The organism is Janthinobacterium sp. 67 (genome assembly GCF_002797895.1).
Classification (GTDB): Bacteria; Pseudomonadota; Gammaproteobacteria; order Burkholderiales; family Burkholderiaceae_D; genus Janthinobacterium.
Genome location: NZ_PGES01000001.1, coordinates 5,252,243 through 5,271,432 on the forward strand (window position 1 = coordinate 5,252,243; position 19,190 = coordinate 5,271,432).

A 19,190-nucleotide genomic window follows, 5' to 3' on the forward strand; every position below is an offset into this window, starting at 1 on the left:
GCGCTGTTGTATTCGCCGCTGTATTGTTTAGCGGGGACCGTAATCGCGGCACCAGGCGGCCAGCGCTTCGCGCTCCGCTTCGAGCAATTGATCCGACTCGCTGTATTCCGCATGGTTCATGGTACCGCAGCAGGCACGCCTGTCTTGTACGGCGTCGTCTGCGTCGACGACATCGGGGGCGAATGTCATTTGTCCATCTTCCGTCATGGCATTGGCTTTCAATACTTCGCGCACGGTAAAGCTGTTGCGGATGAAGTCCAGGTAGGCGCCGTTGCCGTCAGCCTGGGCGATCGTCAGCATGTGGCCGGCTACGTCGGCATAGGTGGCGGCCTGGTCGGGCGATGCCACCAGGGCGCGCAGGACGAGGCTGCGCAGGTAGTCGCCGCAGCGGTGCAGCACGGCCGCGTCGTCTTCCAGCTGCGGCTGGCGTTCGCGGGCAAAGATGTCGGCCAGGATGTCGTAGATGGCGCCCGTAAACACTTGCGAGATGGCGTGCACTTCCGTGCCCGCTTCCGATAATTTGATGTCGTTGTCGGCATTGCGCAAGCCGTTGGGACGGCCCAGGGCGAGGCCGAACTGTTCGGCCAGGTCGGCCAGGAACGTTTTATCGTGCAAGTCGGATTTCGTTTGCGCGATCACCGCTTCCACCTGGTCCAGCTGCGACAGGGCCAGGAAGATGGCCGTCAGGTCGCCGAACGATTCGTGCAGGCCGCCCGTTTGTGGCGGGTTGTTGCTGAGCAGCCAATTCGGCTTCAAGCCATCGAGCACGGCGTGCCCCGTTTCATGCGAGACGATGTCGAGCGAGCGGCAGGTATAGACGCGCTCGGTGGCGCCGCTGGGGATGAAGTCGCCGAATTTCAGGGCCTTGTCGCTGCGGCTGTAATAGGCATTCATGACATTGGGCAAGCCGTGCGGGAACACGCGCAGCGGTGCCGTGTTGCTGGCGCTGTTCCATTGCCAGGGCAGGGGCGGCGCCGTGTCGTTGCTGGCCAGCGCGCGCTGGTACATGGTGAGCGTCATGCGCACGATGGCGAACGTGTGCACGGCGTCGAACTGGTCGGTGTTGGGCGAGACGATGAAGTCGCCGAAGGCGTTCGGGCTGACCTGCGCGATGCCCGGTTCGCCAAACGTGATGCGCGCGTCGCGCGGACCTTGCAAGATCAGCCCGGGCAAAAAGCTCTTGCGCGTGCCCAGTTCGCTGACGGACGGGTCTTGCTTCCAGATCAGCACGCGCGAACCGACGGGCACGGCGGCCACGTTGCGCACCGTGGCCTCGGTCAGGCGGGGCGGGCCCGGCTGCAGGGTCAGTTGCGCATTCTTGCGGTGCAAACGGTACGGCGCCGAAGGGGTAGGGACATAGCCGACGGGCAGGGACACGCATTTGGTCAGTACGGCTTCGACCGGCACGATGACTTTCTGGTCCATGGTGGTTCTCCAAGACACGCGCAGCTGGAATTGGAATAGTCGTCCCGCTTCGGCGCATCCGGTTTGATACGGCGCAAGCGATGCGTGGAAAGGACGGGCTTTTTTAGCCGTCTGGCGCTCGCTGCCGCCGTGCCAGCCGCATGGCGGCTGGTATGATGCTGGCCGTATTGCACCCGTTTTTATAATAAAAGGATCGTTTGATGGCGGATATAAATATAGTTCAGCAACATAAGCTGACAGCAGCAAGGGCGCGCGAAGCGGCGCAGCAAGTGGCCGACAAGCTGGCCCAGGAATATGACCTGGCGTGCGCCTGGGATGGCGATGTGCTGCGCTTCGAGCGCAGCGGCGTCGATGGGTCGCTGACCCTGGAAAAAGAGCAGGCGCAACTGCAAATCAAGCTGGGTTTCATGCTCAGCGCCTTCGCTTCCACCATCGAAGGCAAGATTGCCGAGAAGATGCGCAAGGTGTTTGCCGAGCCAGCCTGATGGCGTTTTATCCGCTTGTCTGGCGCTCCATTTGGTGGTAAAAAATGAAGCTGCGGCGGAAGGCGAAAAGACGACGAAAACACGTCGCTTTTCGCCTTTTTACCATCTGACTGTACGCTGGCGAACATTGCTAGCACATTTCTATTTGGAAAGCCATTGGACTTTGCTGGCTTTTTGCGTTATACTTGAGTCATATTTACAACAGCTACACCGCGTTTCACCTTCTGCTTCGCAGTACTCCCCACTCGCTGAGTGGTGAATAATTCTTCGGGTTTTACACCCGCATCCAGTTAAAGTAGCTTGGTCGATTTTTTCTTCGGTCAAATACATTTGGTGCCATGTATTTGCATGGCGCTAGCGTTGTTAAAAGTCCTGAACCACAGCCTCTTTTAGCACGCACACGGCACCCCGGCACCGGCCTTGGCCATCCGCTGGTCACACGCGTGTCACCCCCTGTTTCCTGTCGCTCCCGTGCGCTTGTGCGCCGTGGCGTAGCCGACGCAACAGGGTTTGTCGATTCCCGCCGCAAGCTGGCAGCTTGCTGGGTTTCATTCCATTCGTCAAATCGAGGGAGAACCACATCGTGGCAAAACAAATCATTATCGACCATGTGTTCAAAGTGTTCGGCGACAAGCCAGAAGAAGCACTTGAACTCGTTCATCAAGGCGCCAGCAAGCAGGACATCCTGGCCAAGACCGATTGCACCATCGGCGTTTTCGACGCCACCTTTACCATTGAAGCGGGCGAAATCTTCGTCATCATGGGCCTGTCCGGTTCGGGCAAGTCGACCCTGGTGCGCATGCTGAACCGTTTGATCGAGCCGACCGCCGGCCGCATCCTGATCGACGGCAACGACATCAATACCTTGCCGGACGCCCAGCTGCGCGCCCTGCGCCGCAAGGACATCAGCATGGTGTTCCAGTCGTTCGCGCTGCTGCCGCAAATTACCGTGCTCGACAACACTGCCTTCGGCATGGAACTGGCCGGCATGCCAAAAGCCGAGCGCCATGCGCTGGCCCAGCAAGCGCTGGAGCAGGTTGGCCTGGACGGCTACGGCGCCAGCTATCCCGACGAATTGTCGGGCGGCATGCAGCAGCGCGTGGGCCTGGCCCGTGCGCTGGCTTGCGATCCATCGATTTTGCTGATGGACGAAGCGTTTTCCGCGCTCGATCCGATTATCCGTACGGAAATGCAATCGGAACTGCTGCGCCTGCAGCAAATCAAGCGCCGCACCATCGTCTTCATTTCGCATGACCTCGACGAAGCCATGCGCATCGGCGACCGCGTCGCCATCATGAAAGACGGCCACGTGGTGCAAGTGGGCACGCCGGAAGAAATCCTGCGCAAACCGGCCAACGATTACGTGCGCAACTTCGTGCGCGGCGTCGATGCGGCGGCCGTGTTCAAGGCCAGCGATATTGCCCGCAAGAGCCAGATCGTCGTGTCCGAGTCGCCGAGCCGCGGCTCGCGCGCCGCGCTGTCGATGCTGGAAGAGCAGGATCGCGCGTTTGCCTATGTCGTCAATCCGCAGCGCAAGTTCCTCGGCGTCGTGTCGGCCGATTCGCTGCGCAGCGCGCTCGACGGCCATGTTGGTCCGCTGGGCCTGGCGCATGCCTACCTGCCCGACGTGCAGACCATCAATGCGGACGAACCGGTCGCCGGCCTGTTCGGCCAGGTGGCGCAGCTGCCTTACGCCGTCCCCGTGGTGGCCGATGACGGCAGCTTCCGCGGCGCCATCAGCAAGACAACCTTGCTGAAGTTCCTCGACCGCGATACGCCAGCCATTGCCGAACAACAACAGAAAGGACAAGCATGAATCCAAGCACCGTTTCCACAGTAGAAGCTGTTGTTGAACAGCCGGCCGCGCAAATCAATCCCTGGGCGCTGACGCCGCCGGGCGACACGTCCTGGCTGGATGCGGCCGGACCGGCCGTGCAGCCCGAACACGCGGCCTCCGGTTTTCACCTGACGCAGATTTTCGATGGCTCGCTGCCGCTGGAAAGCTGGATCAACCAGGGCCTGGGCTGGGTTGTCGCCCATTTCCGCCCATTCTTCCAGGCCGTGCGCGCGCCGATCGACAGCGTGCTGTCCGGCGTGGAAGGCTTGCTGCTGGCGGCCCCGTCGCTGACGGTCATCGCCATCATCGGCTTGCTGGCGTGGCAATTTACCAGCCGCACCTTGGCCATCGGCACCGTGCTGGCGCTGCTGCTCGTATCGATGCTGGGCATCTGGCCGGAAGCCATGACGACCTTGTCGCTGGTATTGACGTCGCTCGCGTTCTGCCTGGCCATCGGTTTGCCGCTCGGTATTTTCCTTGCCAGCAGCGACCGCGCGCAGAATATCCTGCGTCCCTTGCTCGACGCCATGCAGACGACGCCTGCGTTTGTTTATCTGGTGCCGGTGGTGATGCTGTTTGGTATCGGTAATGCGCCAGGCGTGATCGTGACGATCATCTTTGCCTTGCCGCCGCTCGTGCGTTTGACCAACCTCGGTATCCGCCAGGTGCGTCCCGACCTGATCGAAGCGGCCCGCGCGTATGGCGCCTCGCCGTGGCAGTTGCTGACCCGCGTGCAGTTTCCGCTGGCCATGCCGTCCATCATGGCTGGTATCAACCAGTCGCTGATGCTGTCGCTGTCGATGGTTGTGATCGCCTCGATGATCGCCGTTGGCGGCCTGGGCCAGATGGTATTGCGCGGCATCGGCCGCCTGGACATGGGCCTGGCAACCGTCGGTGGCCTCGGTATCGTGCTGCTGGCCATCACCCTGGACCGCTTGACGCAAGCGATGGGCCAGCCACGCCGCGGCGTGCGCCATTGGTACCAGACGGGGCCTGCCGGTTTCGTGCTGCGCCTGGTGCGCGGCAATACGGAGAAAAATAATGTTGAACAGCAAGCTACGCTGGCCAACGCACAATAAAGGAACCACATGCATCAAATTGACAATTTTAAAGTGACGCAAAAATCGCAACGCAAGTTCCAGCTGTTTTCCGCCCTGGCAATCGCCGCCATGGCCCTGACCACGAGCCTGGCCATGGCGCAGACGTCGGCCGCGTCCGCCGATGCGCTGCCCGGCAAGGGCATCAAGGTGCAGCCGCTGCAAAGCTCGATCGCGGAAGAAACCTTCCAGACCATGCTGGTCGACAAGGCCCTGGAAAAGCTCGGCTACGAAGTGCAGCCGATCAAGGAAGTGGAATATCCGACCGCGCATATCGCGATCGCCAACGGCGACGCCACCTTCATGGCCGTGCATTGGGATCCGATGCACAAGGATTTCTATAACAACGCGGGCGGCGACGCCAAGCTGTTGCGCACGGGCCAGTATGCCGGTCCTGCCGCACAAGGTTATCTGATCGACAAAGCGACGGCCGAGAAGTACAACATCACGAATATCGACCAGTTGCGCGACCCGAACCTGGCCAAGCTGTTCGATCACGATGGCGACGGCAAGGCCGACTTGACGGGCTGCAACCCTGGCTGGGGCTGCGAAGCGCTGATCGAAAACCACATGGATGCGTATAAATTGCGCGAAACGGTAACGCACGTGCAGGGCAGCTATGCGGCCCTGATCGCCGACACCCTGGGCCGCTACAAGCGCGGCGAACCGATTTTGTACTACACGTGGACGCCGTACTGGGTCAGCGGCGTGCTGGTGCCGGGCAAGGACGTGGTCTGGCTGAAAGTGCCGTTCTCGGCCAATCCGGAGAAAGTAAACACGCGTCTGGACAATGGCAGCGATTACGGCTTTGCCGTCAACACGGCGCGCATCGTGTCGAACAAGGCCTGGGCCGAGAAAAACCCGGCGGCAGCCAAGCTGTTCGAAGTGATGCAGCTGCCCGTGGCCGACATCAATGCGCAGAACGAGCGCATGCGCCGCGGCGAAAACACGCAAGCCGATATCGCACGCCATACGGCTGGCTGGATCAAGTTCCACCAGCAAAAGTTTGACGGCTGGATCGCGCAAGCGCTGGCGGCGGCGAAAAAGTAAGTTCTAGCACCGTTTCAACATGAAAAAGTGGCTACCATTTTGGTAGCCACTTTTGCGTTAACGGCCTGTTTTGGTGGTTTTTGGTGAGTTTTTAGCCGTTTTCGGCCAGTTTCAGGTGCAAAATGGGGAAAGGCTGGCCGAACGGGTCGCGTTCGGAGCGGCTTTCCCCGATAAAGCCCAGGTGGCTGTAAAAGCCATGCGCTTGCGTGTTGTGTTCATTGACGTCGACGGCCGTGGCGCCCAGGGCGGCGATGGCGTGCCGTACCAGCGCGCGGCCGGCGCCGCTGCCGCGCTGGTCGGGATGCACGAACAGCATCTCGATCCTGGCGTGTTCGACGCACAGGAAGGCATAGGCGACGCCGTCATCGGCGCGCAGCACGTGCAGCAGGCGTTCGGCCATCACCCTGGCCAGCTCGTCGCGGACGAAGGGCTCCAGGAAGGCGATATCGCTATCGGCGAGGAAATCGTGGGTGGCGCGTACGGACAGGTGCCAGACATCGAACAAGCGGGGCAGGTCGGTGGCATGGGCCACGGAAACCAGGGAATTCGGTGATGGTGTCATGCAGAAATTATACTGCCCCGGAAGGCGCCGGGGCAGGGAGGGACGATCAGTCCTTCAAGTCTTCGATCAGGTCGATGTATTGTTGCTGCGCATCTTCCTTCGAAGTGCCGGCCAGGGCCGCCCAGGCGTCGAACTTGGCGCGATTGACGAAGTCGGTCATGCCAGGACGCTCGCCCGTGGCGTCACCGCTCGACGCTTGCTTGAACAAGGCGTAGATTTTCAACAAGGTCATATTGTCCGGACGCTCGGACAGGGTCTTGGAATCGAGCTGCGCTTGTTCGAATTGCTCTTGTAAACTCATGATGGCTCCTGTGTGCTGATGGAATCGCTGGAAAAGTGCGGCAGGCCCGGCGGAGTGGCCACCGTGCGTGCTGCAGTGCCTGACATCATAGTGAAAAAAGGGCGCCGTGCATTAGAGGACACCCTCAAAACAAAAACGCCGCCGCTGAGTGAACAGGGGCGGCGCCTGGCGCGGTCGTTGGAGCGCAGCCTTCAGCTTCTTATACGCCCAGCAGTTCGACGTCGAAAATCAGGGTGGCGTTCGGTGGAATCACGCCGCCGGCGCCGCGCGCGCCATAGCCCAGTGCCGCAGGGATGATCAGCTGGCGCTTGCCGCCCACTTTCATGCCCTGCACGCCTTCGTCCCAACCCTGGATGACGCGGCCGGCGCCCAGCGGGAATTCGAATGGATCGTTGCGGTCCTTGCTCGAGTCAAATTTTGAACCGGCGCTGCCGTCGTCGTTTTGCAGCCAGCCCGTGTAATGCACGACAACATTGTTGCCGGCTTGCGCTTCAGCGCCTTCGCCAACGACGGTATCGATGTATTGCAGGCCGGAAGCGGTAGTGGTGGTGGTCATGATAATCCTTGTGTAGGCGATGAAAGCTTCAGATTGTAGAGCAATGAGTTGCAAAGCGCCATTCCAGGCCCGGTGCGGGAAAAAGGGATAATTTCGGCGATGTGTGGCTGCCGCTCGCATTTAAGGGGGGATTTCACACAATAAATACAGTGTTCCACGTAAAATGCATGTTTTGTATTTAACAGTGATTTCTTCCATGTTCCGCAGTCTACGCCGCCTTGTTTTTTCCTCGCTGTGCCTGGTTTCCGCAATATCGACGGCGCAAGCCGAAGTGGTGGTGGTGCTCAATTCCCGTGATGCTACGGTGCAACTGCTGGACCAGAAAACCTATGCTCCCCTGTCCACCTTTGCCGTCGGCAAGGAACCGCACCATCTGATGGAAACGCCCGATGGCAAGTCGCTGATCGTCGCCAGTTCCGTCGGCAATGAGCTGATTTTCCTCGACCCCGTGTCGGGCCAGATCCAGCGCCGCATCAGCAACATCCTCGACCCGTACCAGATCGGCTTTTCGCCGGACCAGAAGTGGTTCATCTCGAATTCGCTGCGCCTGGACCGCATCGACCTGTACCGCTACGACGGCAAGAACCTGACCCTGGCCAAGCGCATCGCGCTGCCGAAACTGCCCAGCCACATGGCGTTCACGGCCGACAGCACCATGGCTTTCATTACGCAGCAGGGCAGCAACCAGGTCAGCGCCATCGACCTGGCCACGCAAACCGTCAAATGGACGATGCCCGTCGGCCCCGCGCCGGCCGGCATCACGATGACGCCCGATGGCAAGCATTTGCTCGTCGGTATCATGGGCAGCGATTACGTGGAAGTGATCGACTGGCGCACGCAAAAGACCGTCAAGCGCATCAAGGCGGGCGCCGGCACGCACAATTTCCGCGCGCTCGGAGACAACCGCATGACGTTCGTCTCGAACCGCGTGTCGAACACGATCAACATCATCGACCAGCAAACCCTGGAAAACGTGGGCACCATCAATGTGCCGGGCGGCCCCGATTGCATGGAAATCACGCCGGACGGCAAGACCATGTGGGTGACCCTGCGCTGGATCAAGAAAGTGGCCGTGATCGACCTGACCACGCGCAAGGTCATCAAGACGATACCGGTGGGCCGCTCGCCCCATGGCGTGTATTTCGCCACCCACTCGCCGCGCATGTAATGGCGGGTGTGATGATGAAACGCTTCATTTTCGCGGGCCATGCGCCCGCCATGCTGCTGTGCGCCAGCGCCATGCTGTCGCCCGCGCATGCCGCCGCGCCGGCACCGGCAGCACAGCCCCCAACCGCATCTTCCGCCCCGGCCGCCTGCAAGGGCACCATCTACATGACCTTCGACACGGGCAGCCAGTCGCAAGCGCAACTGATCGCCGACGTGCTCAATCGACGCCATGTGAAGGCGACCTTCTTCCTGGCCAACGAAAAGACGACGCGCGGCGACTATTCGCTCGACCCCTCTTGGGCGCAGTACTGGAAAGCCCGGGTCGCCGAAGGCCATGCGTTCGGCACGCATACGTTCGACCACGTGTACTGGAAGAAGGATCTGGCCAACGGCTTGATCCAGGTCAAGCCCCAGTTCGGCAAGGATGGCGGCAAGCTGGCCTCGTTTAGCGATAAACAGTTCTGCGAGGAATTGCGCCGCGTCGATACGCGCTTCCAGGAGCTGACCGGCCGCAAGCTCGACCCATTCTGGCGCGCGCCGGGCGGCTACACGTCGCCGCGCACCCTGGCGGCCGGCAGCGCTTGCGGCTACCAGCACGCGGGCTGGGCGCCAGCGGGCTACTCGGGTGATGAGCTGCCCAGCGACAAGTATCCGAACGCCATGCTGCTGAGAAAAGCGCTGGCGAACTTGCGCAGCGGCGACATTTTCATTTCGCACATGGGCATCTGGTCGCGCAAGGATGCGTGGGCACCGGCCAACCTCGATGCCTTGATTTCCGGCTTGCAAGACAAAGGATTCTGCTTTGCCACCCTGCGCGAGCATCCTGCCTACGCGCAAAAGAAGGGCCAGCCATGATGGCCGCCGACATCCTCGGCTTCGTCACGCCCGTGATCGATGCCGTGGTCGACGCCTTTGGCGTGGCGCAAGGCTGGCTGTTCCAGACTATCGTCAATCCGCTCGTGTATCACCTGGGCTTTGGCGAATTCACGGAAGAAGCGTTCGAGGGCACGGAATGGCTGCTGATCGGCTTGTGCGAACTGGTGCTGCTGTTTCTCGTACTGCGCCCGCTCGAGGCCCTGATTCCCGCGCAAAAGATCACGGATCCGCGCGCCCGCTGGAACGATTTCATTTACACGGTGCTGCACCGGATCGGCCTGTTTTCCGTGCTGGTGTTTTTCACGCTCGATCCGCTGATGGATGCGCTGGCGGGCGCCTTGCGTTTCGATGACATCCATCCCTTGAACCTGGAATCGCTGTTGCCCGGCATCAGCCCCTTGCTCAGTTTTATCATTTATTTTGTGATACTGGACTTCGTCGATTATTGCTACCATCGGGCTTCGCACCACTTCGGCTGGTGGTGGGGCTTGCACAGCCTGCACCACAGTCAGCAAAACATGAATCTGTGGAGCGACGACCGCAACCACCTGCTCGACGACTTTCTGCGCGACGTGGTGATGGCCCTGGTGGCGCTCGGCATCGGCGTGCCGCCGGGCCAGTACGTGTTGCTGGTGTCGATTTCGCGCATCCTGCAAAGCTTGCAGCATGCGAATGTGAGGATACACTTCGGCCGCATCGGCGAGCGGCTGTTGATCTCGCCCCGTTTCCACCGCACGCACCATGCGATCGGCGTGGGGCACGAATCGAAAGGCAAGGGCAGCATGGGCGGTTGCAACTTCGGCGTCGTCTTGCCGATTTGGGATATGCTGCTGGGCACCGCGAATTTCTCGGCCGGCTATGCGCGCACGGGCGTGCGCGACCAGCTGGCCCGCATCGACAGCAAGGGCATGGGCCGGCCGGGACGCAACTATGGCCGCGGCTTCTGGCAGCAGCAATGGCTGGGCCTGCGCCGCATGGTGGAATTTGCAAGAATCAAACGAAAAGGACGCCGTTGATGCGTAATGTGTTGAATTCGTATGGCCGCGCCTTGCTGTCGCAATTGCATGGCCGGATATTGCTGCTGAGCGTGGCGCCATTCATCCTGTCGCTGGTGCTGTGGGGCGGCCTGTTGTACGTGGGCCTGCAGCCGCTGATCGACAGCCTGCATGCGCTGTTCACGCAATACGATTTCTTCCGCACCAGCGGCCAGGTGCTGTCCACCTTTGGCCTGGGCACGCTGAAGGCCGTCATCGTGCCGCTGATCGCCATGTTCATGCTGCTGCCGCTGATGATCCTGACGGCGCTGATCTTCATGGGCCTGTTTGCTATGCCGGCCATCGCCCGCCACGTGGGCGGGCGGCACTATCCGCAACTGGACAAGAAGCATGGCGGCAGCCTGCTCGGCAGCGTCGGCACCTCGCTGGCCACCTTTTTGCTGTTTATTATCGCCTGGGTCATCCTGCTGCCCCTGTACGCGTTTCCGCCTGCCGCCCTGGTGGGGCAAGCCGTGCTGTGGGGCTGGCTGACCTATCGCGTAATGGCGTATGACGCCATGGCCGACTACGCCAGCGCGGAAGAGCGCCACGCCATCATGCGCGAACAGCGCTGGCCCCTGCTGGCCATCGGCATGGTGTCCGGCGTGGCTGGCGCCGTGCCGGGCATGCTGTGGATGGGCGGCGTCATGGCCGTGGTGTTCTTTCCCTTCCTGGCGGCGTTCGCCATCTGGCTGTATGTGCTGATCTTTATTTTTACGGGTCTGTGGTTCCAGTATTACTGCCTGGAAGCACTGTCGCGTTTGCGGGGCGTACGCGGCATGACCGACGTGGCGCCAGCGGACGCTTGAGTATTTTATCGAATTCTACGAGGGAGCTTCATGGCTATCGGATTGATTATCATCGGCGACGAAATCCTGTCGGGCAAGCGCACGGACCAGCATTTCCCGAAAGTGGTAAGCATGCTCAAGGCGCGGGGCTTGCAGCTGAGCTGGGCGGAATACGTGGGCGACGAACCGGCCCGCCTGGTGGCCTTGCTCAAGCGCAGCTTTGCCAGCGGCGACATCGTCTTCAGCTTTGGCGGCATCGGCGCCACGCCGGACGACCATACGCGCCAGGCGGCGGCCGATGCGCTGGGCTTGCCGCTGGTGCTGCATCCGCAGGGCAAGCTCAATATCCAGCAGCGCATCACGGAAATGGGCGAGGAAGCTGGCGTGCCGGCCGATTTGAACTCGCCGGAAAACCTGCACCGCCTGAAAATGGCGGAATTTGTCGAAGGTGCCGAGCTGATTCCGAATCCGTACAACAAGATTGCCGGCTTTGCCGTGCGCGAGCATTATTTCGTGCCCGGCTTTCCCGTCATGTCCTGGCCCATGATCGAATGGGTGCTCGACACGCATTATGCCCACCTGTTCAACCAGGTGCCGCATGCGGAACATGCCTTGCTCGTGTATGAAACGGCCGAATCCCTGCTGACGCCGCTGATGGTGCGCCTGGAAGCGGAGTTTCCGCTGATCAAAGTGTTCAGCCTGCCCAGCGTGGGCGATGCGCAGACGCGCCGGCATATCGAACTGGGCGTCAAGGGCGAGCCTGAGCAGGCGGCAGCCGCCTTCGCGCAGATGTGCGCCGCACTCGATACCTTGCGGGCGGAATACACCACCATCTGAGATGCGGCCAGCCCGGCGCCGGCAGCATTTTTGCTGGCGTCCAGCCCGCCTTGCGCCTATGTACGCAAGCGCACACTCCAAGACGTTGTTTTTTTGCGAAAATCTTCAATGAAGCAAGATTTTTGTGCGCGCTCGTCAGTCGTTTTCATGCCGATGTGGTGGAATGGTGAACAGGGGCCTTGCGTGTCGAACGCGGGGCCGCCTGCCTGTGCAGCAACGTGTTTTTTTGATTCACCGGTATGGACATCATGTTAAGCAAGCTTTGTTGTGACCGGCCCTGGCTGGCCCTCGTCTTATCCCGCGCGGAGCGGTATCGCTGCCGCATTTTCCGCGCCGTCCAAACCCAACCTTACCCCAGCATCCCATGAAAGACACAGGCGTCAATCTGGCCGCGCAAGAGCGGCCCCCCTCTGATCCAGCCCCCGAGGCGCCGCCGCCGACGAGCCCGCCGAAGAAGCGCCGTTCGCGCATCTGGCCCATCTTTGCCATCATCGTGCTGGCGCTGATTGCCGGCGTGGCCTGGTTCGTCATGCGCGAAGTGCGCACGTCGGCCCTGCAGGCGGAATTCTTCACGCGCCTGGACCGCCAACTGACGTACAAGGTCGAGCCTGGCCCGGCACCGGCCGGCGCCATCCGCTATCCGCAGCACGGCCCGTATGACGAGCGCCTTGGCTATGCCAGCTTGCCGGATTTTATTAGCAAGCTCAATGCGCGCGACTATGCCGTCACGGCGCAGGCGCGCATGTCGCCGAAGATGGTGCAACTGGTCGACCGGGGTATCTTTGCCACGTATCACGAGAAAAACCGCGCGGGATTGTCCATCCTCGATTGCCGCGCCGCACCCCTGTTCGCGGCCAGCTACCCCGAGCGCATGTTCGACGGCTTCGCCGAAGCGCCGCCCGCGCTCGTGCAAAGCCTGCTGTTCATTGAAAACCGCGAATTGCTCGACCCGGGCACGCCCGAGCGCAATCCGGCCGTGGAATGGGACCGCCTGAGCAAAGCCGTCCTCGACAAGGCGCTGAACCTGTTCGGCGGCCACCGCGGCGGTGGCGGCAGCACCCTGGCCACGCAGATCGAAAAATACCGGCATTCGGAAGACGGCCGCACCAGCTCCATGCAGGACAAGCTGCTGCAGATGATTTCGGCCAGCCTGCGCTCCTACCAGGATGGCGAAAACACCATGGAAGCGCGGCGCAAGATCGTCGTCAATTACCTGAATACCGTGCCGCTGTCGGCCAAGAGCGGTTTTGGCGAAGTCAACGGCATCGGCGACGGCATGTGGGTCTGGTATGGCCGCCCATTTTCCGAAGTGAAAACTTTGCTCAAAGGTAAGATGGACCAGCCGGGCAGTGCCCTGGCCTACAAGCAGGCGCTGAGCCTGCTGATCGCACAGCGCCGTCCCTCGCATTACCTGGTGGCCGGCGGCGCAGACCTGGAAGCGCTGGCGAACAGCCATCTGCGCCTGCTGGCGCAGGCGGGCGTGATTTCGCCGCAGCTGCGCGATGCGGCCATCGCCGAAAAGCTGCGCCCATCGACGGCCTCGGGCGTGCAATCGGAAGCGTCGACCTCGTTCGTCACGCGCAAGGCCTCGAATGCCGTGCGCAACCACCTGGCCAGCATGCTCGGTGATCCGCGCTTGTACAACCTCGACCGCCTCGACCTGAAAGTGGTCAGCACGCTCGATGCGCAGGCGCAAAACGCCGTCACCAAGGTCTTGCGCGAGCTGCGCGACCCGGAAGTGGCGAAGGCGGCCGGCTTGACGGGCAAGGGCATGCTGGGCAATGGCGACCCCGCCAACGTGGTCTACAGCTTTACCTTGCTGCAAAAGGGCGAGCAAGCCAACTTGCTGCGCGTGCAGACGGACAATTTCGACCAGCCGCTCGACATCAACGAAGGCGCCAAGCTGGACTTGGGTTCCACGGCCAAGCTGCGCACGCTGGTGACGTATATGGACATCATCGACCAGCTGCACCAGCGCTACAGTGGCATGGGCGCCGCCGAGCTGGGCAAGGCGGCCGTCGATCCCAAGGACATGCTGTCGCAGTGGGCAATTGCCTATCTGAAGCCATTGCCACTCGGCGAGGCGCGCAACCTGCCAGCCATGCTGGCGGCCGCCATGGAACGCAAGTATTCGGGCAACCCGGCGGAAGGCTTCTTCACGGGTGGCGGCTTGCACCATTTCGGCAACTTCTCCAAGCTTGACGACAGCCGCATCATGACGGTCCAGCAGGCGCTGCGCCAGTCGACCAACCTGGTGTTCGTGCGCCTGATGCGCGACGTGGCCCGCTACTACATGTTCTCGCGCCCGGATTCCTCGGCTTCCTTGCTGGCGGATGCGGACGATCCGCGCCGCGCCCAGTACCTGAGCCGTTTTGCCGACAAGGAAGGGCGCGAGTTCCTGCACCGCTTCTACCAGAAGTATCGCGGCAAGAGCGTCGACGAGCAGGAGAAGATCCTGCTGGCCAGCATCCGCCCGACGCCAGTGCGCCTGGCCAATATCTTCCGCACCGTCAATCCGAAGGGGACCGTGGCGGAATTCGGCGATTTCCTCAACGCCAACTTGACGTCGCAAAACGAAGTGCCGCCCGAGCGCGTGGCCAAGATGTATCAGCAATATGCGATGGAAAACTGGTCCTTGGCCGACCGTGGCTATCTGGCCAATGTGCATCCGCTGGAACTGTGGATGGTGGCATATCTGCGCCAGCACGAAGGTTCCACCCTGTCGCAGATGGTGGCGGCCAGCGAAAAGGAACGCCAGGAAGTCTATAAATGGCTGTTCAATACGCACCGCAAGCATGCGCAGGACCGCCGCATCGCCAACTTGCTGGAAGTGGAAGGTTTCCTGGAAATCCACCGCCAGTGGAAGAAGATGGGCTATCCATTCGACTCGCTCGTGCCGTCCTATGCGACGACCCTGGGCGCGTCGGCCGACCGTCCCGCCGCGCTGGCCGAGTTGATGGGCATCATCATTAACGATGGCGTGCGCAAGCCGAGCGTGCGCATCGATTCCATGCATTTCGCGGCCAACACGCCATACGACACCATGGTCAAGCGGGGCAGCAAGGTGGAAGCGGAGCAAGTGCTGTCGCCGGACGTGGCGAAAGCGGTCGCCAAGGCCATCCGCGAAGTGGTGTCGGACGGCACGGCCAAGCGGGCGAAGACGGCATTCGTCGGCGCCGACGGCGTGCCCATCCCGATGGGCGGCAAGACGGGTACGGGCGACCAGCGCTTCGACGTGTATGGCGCCGGTGGCCGCCTGATCGAGTCGCGCTATGTGAACCGTTCGGCCACGTTCGTGTTCAATATCGGCGAGCGCTTCTATGGCAGCATGACGGCGTACGTGCGGGGACCGGAATCGAAAAACTACGATTTCACGAGCGCCTTGCCCGTGCAATTGCTGGTCTCGCTGGCGCCTAGCCTGATGCCGTTGATCGAGCCGCCTGCGCCGGCCGACGGCGTGGCCAAGCAGTGCAGTAATTAGCAGCTGGCAGGCAGTTGTGGCAAAACGCCGGCGTTCACGCCGGCGTTTTTTTTAACCGGCAAACACGGCCGTCTTGTCCGCCAGCCGCGCATGGTAGGCGGCGATGGCCGGATACGCGGGACGTTGCATGGGCGCCATCAGCCAGCGCTTGACGGACAGGCCCAGCACGATATCGGCCAAGGTAAATTGTTCGCCGCAGACGAAGGCGCCCGTGCGCTGCAGTTGCTGTTCCAGCACGCCCATCATCTTGTTCCATCCGGCAATGCCGGCCGCCAGTTGCGCCGCGTCCTGATGCGCCGGGCTCTGGCGCACGAGCGACATGAAGGCGTAGCGCCAGCTGTTGTTCAAATCGCCCATTTGCCAGTCCATCCATTTTTCCACTTCCGCGCGGGCGCGGGGCGTGCTTGGCAGCAAGTCGTCGCGGCCCGCCTGGGCGCACAGGTAGCGGCAAATCGTGTTCGATTCCCACAGCACCAGGTCGCCATCGAGCAGCACGGGCACCATGGCGTTCGGGTTCAAGGCCAGGAAGGCGGGGTCGTCGGTGCTGCGAAAGCCGCTGCCCCAGTCTTCGCGTTCGTAGGGCAGGTCGATTTCCTCGCACGTCCACAGGACTTTGCGGACATTGATCGAGGCGGCTTTTCCAAGAATTTTCAGCATGCGGGGCTCCGGAGGGCAGGTGGTTGATCTGCCACTGTAGCGGATTTGGCCACGCCGCGCTTGCGAAAGTGCCTTGCATAGTTGAGCTTTTCTTGGCATCGTAGCCACCCATGAAACCTATGCGCCACCACATGTCCAAAATCCTCGCGTTCAGCCGCTTTTCCGTGCGCGATTTCCTCGCCACCGCCGGTCCCACCTTGCTGCTGGTCGGCGCCGTTTGCGCGCTCGCTTACTGGCTGGTCGACCCGGCGCCGCCGCGCCAGGTGAGCCTGTCGACGGGGCAGGACAATAGCGCCTATGAAGAGTTCGGTAAAAAATATGCGGCCACCTTGGCCAAGCACGGCATCAAGGTGACCTTGCAGCCATCGCTGGGGTCGCAGGAAAACCTGCAGCGCCTGAACGCGGGCAAGACCGATATCGCCTTCGTGCAAAGCGGCTCGACGGAACACGCCGATGCCGAGCGGCATGGCCTGATTTCGCTGGGCAGCCTGTTTACGGAACCCGTCTGGCTGTTCATGCGCGAAGACAAGATGGTGACGGAAATGACGCAGTTGAAGGGCATGAAGATCAACCTGGGGCCGGAAGGCACGGGCGTGCCCAGCCTGTTCCGACAGTTGCTGTCCGTCAATGGCGTGGAAGCGAAGGACTTGACGGTGAGCGACCTGCAAAATACGCCCGCCACGGTGGAGCTGCTGGAAGGACGCATCGACGGCCTCGTGTTCAGCTCGGCGCCGGAAGCGCCGCTGATCCAGATGCTGCTGCAAACGCCGGGTATCAAGCTGTTTGATTTTTCGCAGGCGGAAGCCTACACGCGGCGCCTGCCTTTCCTCACGCACGTCGTCTTGCCGCGCGGCATAGTCGACCTGGGGCAGAACATTCCCGCGCAGGATTATCATTTGATCGCGCCGACGGCCACCCTGGTTGCGCGCGAAGACTTGCATCCGGCCCTCGTCGACCTGTTCGTGCAGGCAGCGGCCCGCATCCACGGCGGCACCGGCTGGTTCCAGCAGCAGGGGCAATTCCCGTCCGCGCGCTACACGGAAATTCCCGTGGCGCCCGAAGCGTTGAAATTCTACAAGGATGGCGCACCCGTGCTGCAGCGCTACATGAGCTTCTGGCTGGCCAATTTCTTTGACCGCATGTGGGTGCTGGTGGTGGCGCTCGGTGCCTTGATCTTGCCCCTGTCGCGCGTCGTGCCGCCGCTCTACGTGTGGCGTATCCGCTCGCGCGTGTACCGCTGGTATGGCCAGTTGCGCACGGTGGAGCAGGCGCTGGAAGACGTGCCGCCAGAGCAGCGCGCGCAAGTGTATGCGGAACAACTGAAGCGGCTGGACCAGATCGAGGAGATGGTCAACCAGATCTCGATTCCATTGTCGTTTGCCGATGGTTTATATGGCTTGCGCAGCCATATCAATTTCGTGCGCAAGCGCATCCTGACCCTGATGGGCGAACACCCCGAGGTGGCTTAAACGAGGGTAACGGACAGCTTGCGCCCCAGCAGCGCCGCTGCCCGCTCCAGCGTGGACAGTGTTACGTCGCTGCCGGGATCAAGCAGGCGGTCGAGCTGCGAGCGGCTCGTCTGCAGCAGAGCCGCCATGCGCGTCTTCGACATCGATTGTTCCTGCATCGCCTGCGTCAGTTGCCAGGCGATCACTTCCTTGATGGCGCGGTTTTGCGTTTGCTCGAAAATGCCTTCTTCCTTGAGGAAGTCGTCGAGACTGCTGCCTAGGTGCGAAGCGGTGGCGTTCATGTCAATTCCTTGTAGCGTTTGCGGGCCAGCGCCAGGTCATCGTCGGGCGTGGCGCGGGTTTTCTTGATAAAGCCGTGCAGCGCCACCAGGCAGTCGCCGTGATGGCAGATCAGCACGCGCGCGATGCGGTTGCCGGGCAGGCTGCTGCGTACCTCCGACAAGCCTTGCCCCAGATGGCGGCACAAGGGCATGCCCACGGGCCAGCGCCATTGCGCATGCATCAAGTCTTGTCCGATCACATGGCGCTCTTCGATGGGCAACGATTTGAGCCAGTCGCGCACGGGTTCGCCGCCATTGCCGTTCGCATAGAACGCAGGGTAATCTGCCGCAAGCCGGAAGCATCCATGACGCACCTCTGCGTTGTACTATATAAGGTACATATTCGCAAGGAGAATTTGCGCCGCAATTGAAAAAATCGGGCGCGCATGGATGGTTGTAGCCGATGGCGGACCGCAGGGTGGCCCGCCAGATCAAACACGGTTCAGATAATCAGGCTGCCAGCGTCAGGCGCCCAGCCACGGCAGCCCCGCCTTGCACCAGCCGCCGATCTGCTTGCGGTGGCCGTCGGCATCCTTGTCGCCTTCAAAACCTTCGAGGATGTCGAAGCAGTTCAGGTAGCCGTGCTCGGTCGCCAGCTTGGCCGCGTGGCGCGAACGCACGCCGGAGCGGCACAGGAACAGCAGCACCTCGTTCTTGCCGGCCTGGGCGGCCAGCTGCGCGAGGAAGTCGGGATTGGGCACGCCACCCGGATAGGTGGCCCATTGCACCGCGCCATGCTGGGTATCGGCGATATCGACCCGGCCGACCCAGTCGCGCTCGGCATTCGTGCGCACATCGATGAGCTTGACGGCGGGATCGCCCTGCAGCAAGTCATACGCTTCCTGCGGCGTGACGGCGCCGGCATACGGCGTACCTTCATTGGCCCGGCTGCGGGCGGTGGTCAGGATGTCGGCGGCGGTGGTCATGGCGTCCTCGATGAAAGTGGGCAGGTATGGTCGATTATAGTGCGCCGTCCGCGCCCCGCAAACGGGAAACCACGGTGCGCGGCACATGCACCACAACGAGGCGTTTTTCAGGAATGCGCATAAAATGCACGATAATGGTGCGTTATTCGTTTTTTGCACTTGCATAGTGCATTCTTGATTTGACGCAAACGCAGCAGGAAAATCGCAGGCATGAAAACTTACACTGGGATGGCCGGGTTTTGACCTTGGAGTCCACATCCCTCCAGAAGCTGGCATGGAATCTGCTATGATCCTTATGAGTTTTGGTGGCACGCAATGTTTG

General features: G+C 61.5%; 19 protein-coding genes. 11 read left to right on the forward strand and 8 right to left on the reverse strand.

Translation table 11 applies throughout. The features are described 5' to 3' along the window. Positions 1–27: 27 nt before the first annotated feature. Positions 28–1,425 carry a hypothetical protein gene (locus tag CLU90_RS23615; RefSeq protein WP_092715923.1) on the reverse strand — a complete coding sequence of 466 codons (1,398 nt, stop codon included), beginning with the start codon at positions 1,423–1,425 and terminating at the stop codon, positions 28–30. 200 nt (positions 1,426–1,625) lie between these two features. On the opposite strand from CLU90_RS23615, the gene CLU90_RS23620 reads away from it, so the two are divergent. From CLU90_RS23620 to proX, 4 genes are all read left to right on the forward strand, one after another. Next, positions 1,626–1,910 (forward strand): polyhydroxyalkanoic acid system family protein, encoded by a 285-nt coding sequence (locus CLU90_RS23620; protein WP_092715925.1) that lies wholly within the window; start codon positions 1,626–1,628, stop codon positions 1,908–1,910. A 583-nt stretch (positions 1,911–2,493) separates the two neighbouring features. Further along, positions 2,494–3,726, forward strand: a complete 1,233-nt coding sequence (gene proV / locus CLU90_RS23625) for a glycine betaine/L-proline ABC transporter ATP-binding protein ProV (protein WP_035828675.1) — start codon at positions 2,494–2,496, stop codon at positions 3,724–3,726. Next, positions 3,723–4,826, forward strand: a complete 1,104-nt coding sequence (gene proW, locus CLU90_RS23630; protein ID WP_092715927.1) for a glycine betaine/L-proline ABC transporter permease ProW — start codon at positions 3,723–3,725, stop codon at positions 4,824–4,826. The genes proV and proW overlap by 4 nt, the downstream gene beginning before the upstream one ends. 9 nt (positions 4,827–4,835) lie before the next feature. Continuing rightward, positions 4,836–5,894, forward strand: a complete 1,059-nt coding sequence (gene proX, locus CLU90_RS23635; protein WP_092715929.1) for a glycine betaine/L-proline ABC transporter substrate-binding protein ProX — start codon at positions 4,836–4,838, stop codon at positions 5,892–5,894. Positions 5,895–5,985: 91 nt separating this feature from the next. Here proX and CLU90_RS23640 read toward each other — a convergent pair whose 3' ends face one another. From CLU90_RS23640 to CLU90_RS23650, 3 genes are all read right to left on the reverse strand, one after another. Continuing rightward, a complete protein-coding gene (locus CLU90_RS23640) occupies positions 5,986–6,456 on the reverse strand; it encodes a GNAT family N-acetyltransferase (RefSeq protein ID WP_092715930.1) in 471 nt (156 codons plus the stop codon). Between the two features lie 46 nt (positions 6,457–6,502). Next, positions 6,503–6,757, reverse strand: coding sequence for an acyl-CoA-binding protein (locus tag CLU90_RS23645; protein WP_034760268.1), 255 nt, complete (start codon positions 6,755–6,757; stop codon positions 6,503–6,505). Between the two features lie 199 nt (positions 6,758–6,956). Then, positions 6,957–7,313 carry an FKBP-type peptidyl-prolyl cis-trans isomerase gene (locus CLU90_RS23650; RefSeq protein ID WP_034760263.1) on the reverse strand — a complete coding sequence of 119 codons (357 nt, stop codon included), beginning with the start codon at positions 7,311–7,313 and terminating at the stop codon, positions 6,957–6,959. Between the two features lie 196 nt (positions 7,314–7,509). On the opposite strand from CLU90_RS23650, the gene CLU90_RS23655 reads away from it, so the two are divergent. From CLU90_RS23655 to CLU90_RS23680, 6 genes are all read left to right on the forward strand, one after another. Further along, positions 7,510–8,481 carry a YVTN family beta-propeller repeat protein gene (locus tag CLU90_RS23655; protein ID WP_070312776.1) on the forward strand — a complete coding sequence of 324 codons (972 nt, stop codon included), beginning with the start codon at positions 7,510–7,512 and terminating at the stop codon, positions 8,479–8,481. Positions 8,482–8,492: 11 nt separating this feature from the next. After that, positions 8,493–9,335, forward strand: a complete 843-nt coding sequence (locus CLU90_RS23660) for a polysaccharide deacetylase family protein (RefSeq protein WP_232731310.1) — start codon at positions 8,493–8,495, stop codon at positions 9,333–9,335. Next, entirely contained in the window at positions 9,332–10,372 is a 1,041-nt protein-coding gene (locus CLU90_RS23665; RefSeq protein WP_442906709.1) for a sterol desaturase family protein, read from the forward strand. The genes CLU90_RS23660 and CLU90_RS23665 overlap by 4 nt, the downstream gene beginning before the upstream one ends. Further along, positions 10,372–11,199 carry an EI24 domain-containing protein gene (locus CLU90_RS23670; RefSeq protein ID WP_092715931.1) on the forward strand — a complete coding sequence of 276 codons (828 nt, stop codon included), beginning with the start codon at positions 10,372–10,374 and terminating at the stop codon, positions 11,197–11,199. Before CLU90_RS23665 ends, CLU90_RS23670 begins: the two co-directional genes overlap by 1 nt. 30 nt (positions 11,200–11,229) lie before the next feature. After that, positions 11,230–12,015: a competence/damage-inducible protein A gene (locus CLU90_RS23675; protein ID WP_092715933.1), complete on the forward strand. Its 786-nt coding sequence runs from the start codon at positions 11,230–11,232 to the stop codon at positions 12,013–12,015. A 364-nt stretch (positions 12,016–12,379) separates the two neighbouring features. Then, the gene (locus tag CLU90_RS23680) at positions 12,380–15,496 is read left to right on the forward strand and encodes a transglycosylase domain-containing protein (RefSeq protein ID WP_100429032.1); all 3,117 of its coding nucleotides are present in this window, start codon (positions 12,380–12,382) and stop codon (positions 15,494–15,496) included. A gap of 51 nt (positions 15,497–15,547) precedes the next feature. Here CLU90_RS23680 and CLU90_RS23685 read toward each other — a convergent pair whose 3' ends face one another. Continuing rightward, positions 15,548–16,153 (reverse strand): glutathione S-transferase family protein, encoded by a 606-nt coding sequence (locus CLU90_RS23685; protein WP_092715937.1) that lies wholly within the window; start codon positions 16,151–16,153, stop codon positions 15,548–15,550. A 131-nt stretch (positions 16,154–16,284) separates the two neighbouring features. Between CLU90_RS23685 and CLU90_RS23690 the strand changes: the two genes are divergently transcribed. After that, positions 16,285–17,622: a TAXI family TRAP transporter solute-binding subunit gene (locus CLU90_RS23690; RefSeq protein ID WP_092716203.1), complete on the forward strand. Its 1,338-nt coding sequence runs from the start codon at positions 16,285–16,287 to the stop codon at positions 17,620–17,622. Here CLU90_RS23690 and CLU90_RS23695 read toward each other — a convergent pair. The 3 genes from CLU90_RS23695 to CLU90_RS23705 form a co-directional block, all read right to left on the reverse strand. Then, positions 17,619–17,903, reverse strand: coding sequence for an XRE family transcriptional regulator (locus CLU90_RS23695; RefSeq protein ID WP_092715939.1), 285 nt, complete (start codon positions 17,901–17,903; stop codon positions 17,619–17,621). The genes CLU90_RS23690 and CLU90_RS23695 overlap by 4 nt on opposite strands. After that, entirely contained in the window at positions 17,900–18,184 is a 285-nt protein-coding gene (locus CLU90_RS23700; RefSeq protein ID WP_232731311.1) for a type II toxin-antitoxin system RelE/ParE family toxin, read from the reverse strand. Before CLU90_RS23700 ends, CLU90_RS23695 begins: the two co-directional genes overlap by 4 nt. A gap of 222 nt (positions 18,185–18,406) precedes the next feature. Continuing rightward, the gene (locus CLU90_RS23705) at positions 18,407–18,868 is read right to left on the reverse strand and encodes a rhodanese-like domain-containing protein (RefSeq protein ID WP_092715943.1); all 462 of its coding nucleotides are present in this window, start codon (positions 18,866–18,868) and stop codon (positions 18,407–18,409) included. Between the last annotated feature and the right edge of the window lie 322 nt (positions 18,869–19,190).

Coding starts and splice junctions, on each gene's coding strand:
- CLU90_RS23670 (WP_092715931.1), top strand. CDS start 10,372: ATGCGTAATGTGTTGAATTCGTATGGCCGCGCCTTGCTGTCGCAATTG.
- CLU90_RS23645 (WP_034760268.1), bottom strand. CDS start 6,757: ATGAGTTTACAAGAGCAATTCGAACAAGCGCAGCTCGATTCCAAGACC.
- CLU90_RS23660 (WP_232731310.1), top strand. CDS start 8,493: ATGATGAAACGCTTCATTTTCGCGGGCCATGCGCCCGCCATGCTGCTG.
- CLU90_RS23685 (WP_092715937.1), bottom strand. CDS start 16,153: ATGCTGAAAATTCTTGGAAAAGCCGCCTCGATCAATGTCCGCAAAGTC.
- CLU90_RS23655 (WP_070312776.1), top strand. CDS start 7,510: ATGTTCCGCAGTCTACGCCGCCTTGTTTTTTCCTCGCTGTGCCTGGTT.
- CLU90_RS23650 (WP_034760263.1), bottom strand. CDS start 7,313: ATGACCACCACCACTACCGCTTCCGGCCTGCAATACATCGATACCGTC.
- CLU90_RS23695 (WP_092715939.1), bottom strand. CDS start 17,903: ATGAACGCCACCGCTTCGCACCTAGGCAGCAGTCTCGACGACTTCCTC.
- CLU90_RS23665 (WP_442906709.1), top strand. CDS start 9,332: ATGATGGCCGCCGACATCCTCGGCTTCGTCACGCCCGTGATCGATGCC.
- CLU90_RS23675 (WP_092715933.1), top strand. CDS start 11,230: ATGGCTATCGGATTGATTATCATCGGCGACGAAATCCTGTCGGGCAAG.
- proW (WP_092715927.1), top strand. CDS start 3,723: ATGAATCCAAGCACCGTTTCCACAGTAGAAGCTGTTGTTGAACAGCCG.
- CLU90_RS23640 (WP_092715930.1), bottom strand. CDS start 6,456: ATGACACCATCACCGAATTCCCTGGTTTCCGTGGCCCATGCCACCGAC.
- CLU90_RS23705 (WP_092715943.1), bottom strand. CDS start 18,868: ATGACCACCGCCGCCGACATCCTGACCACCGCCCGCAGCCGGGCCAAT.
- CLU90_RS23615 (WP_092715923.1), bottom strand. CDS start 1,425: ATGGACCAGAAAGTCATCGTGCCGGTCGAAGCCGTACTGACCAAATGC.
- CLU90_RS23620 (WP_092715925.1), top strand. CDS start 1,626: ATGGCGGATATAAATATAGTTCAGCAACATAAGCTGACAGCAGCAAGG.
- proX (WP_092715929.1), top strand. CDS start 4,836: ATGCATCAAATTGACAATTTTAAAGTGACGCAAAAATCGCAACGCAAG.
- CLU90_RS23680 (WP_100429032.1), top strand. CDS start 12,380: ATGAAAGACACAGGCGTCAATCTGGCCGCGCAAGAGCGGCCCCCCTCT.
- CLU90_RS23690 (WP_092716203.1), top strand. CDS start 16,285: ATGTCCAAAATCCTCGCGTTCAGCCGCTTTTCCGTGCGCGATTTCCTC.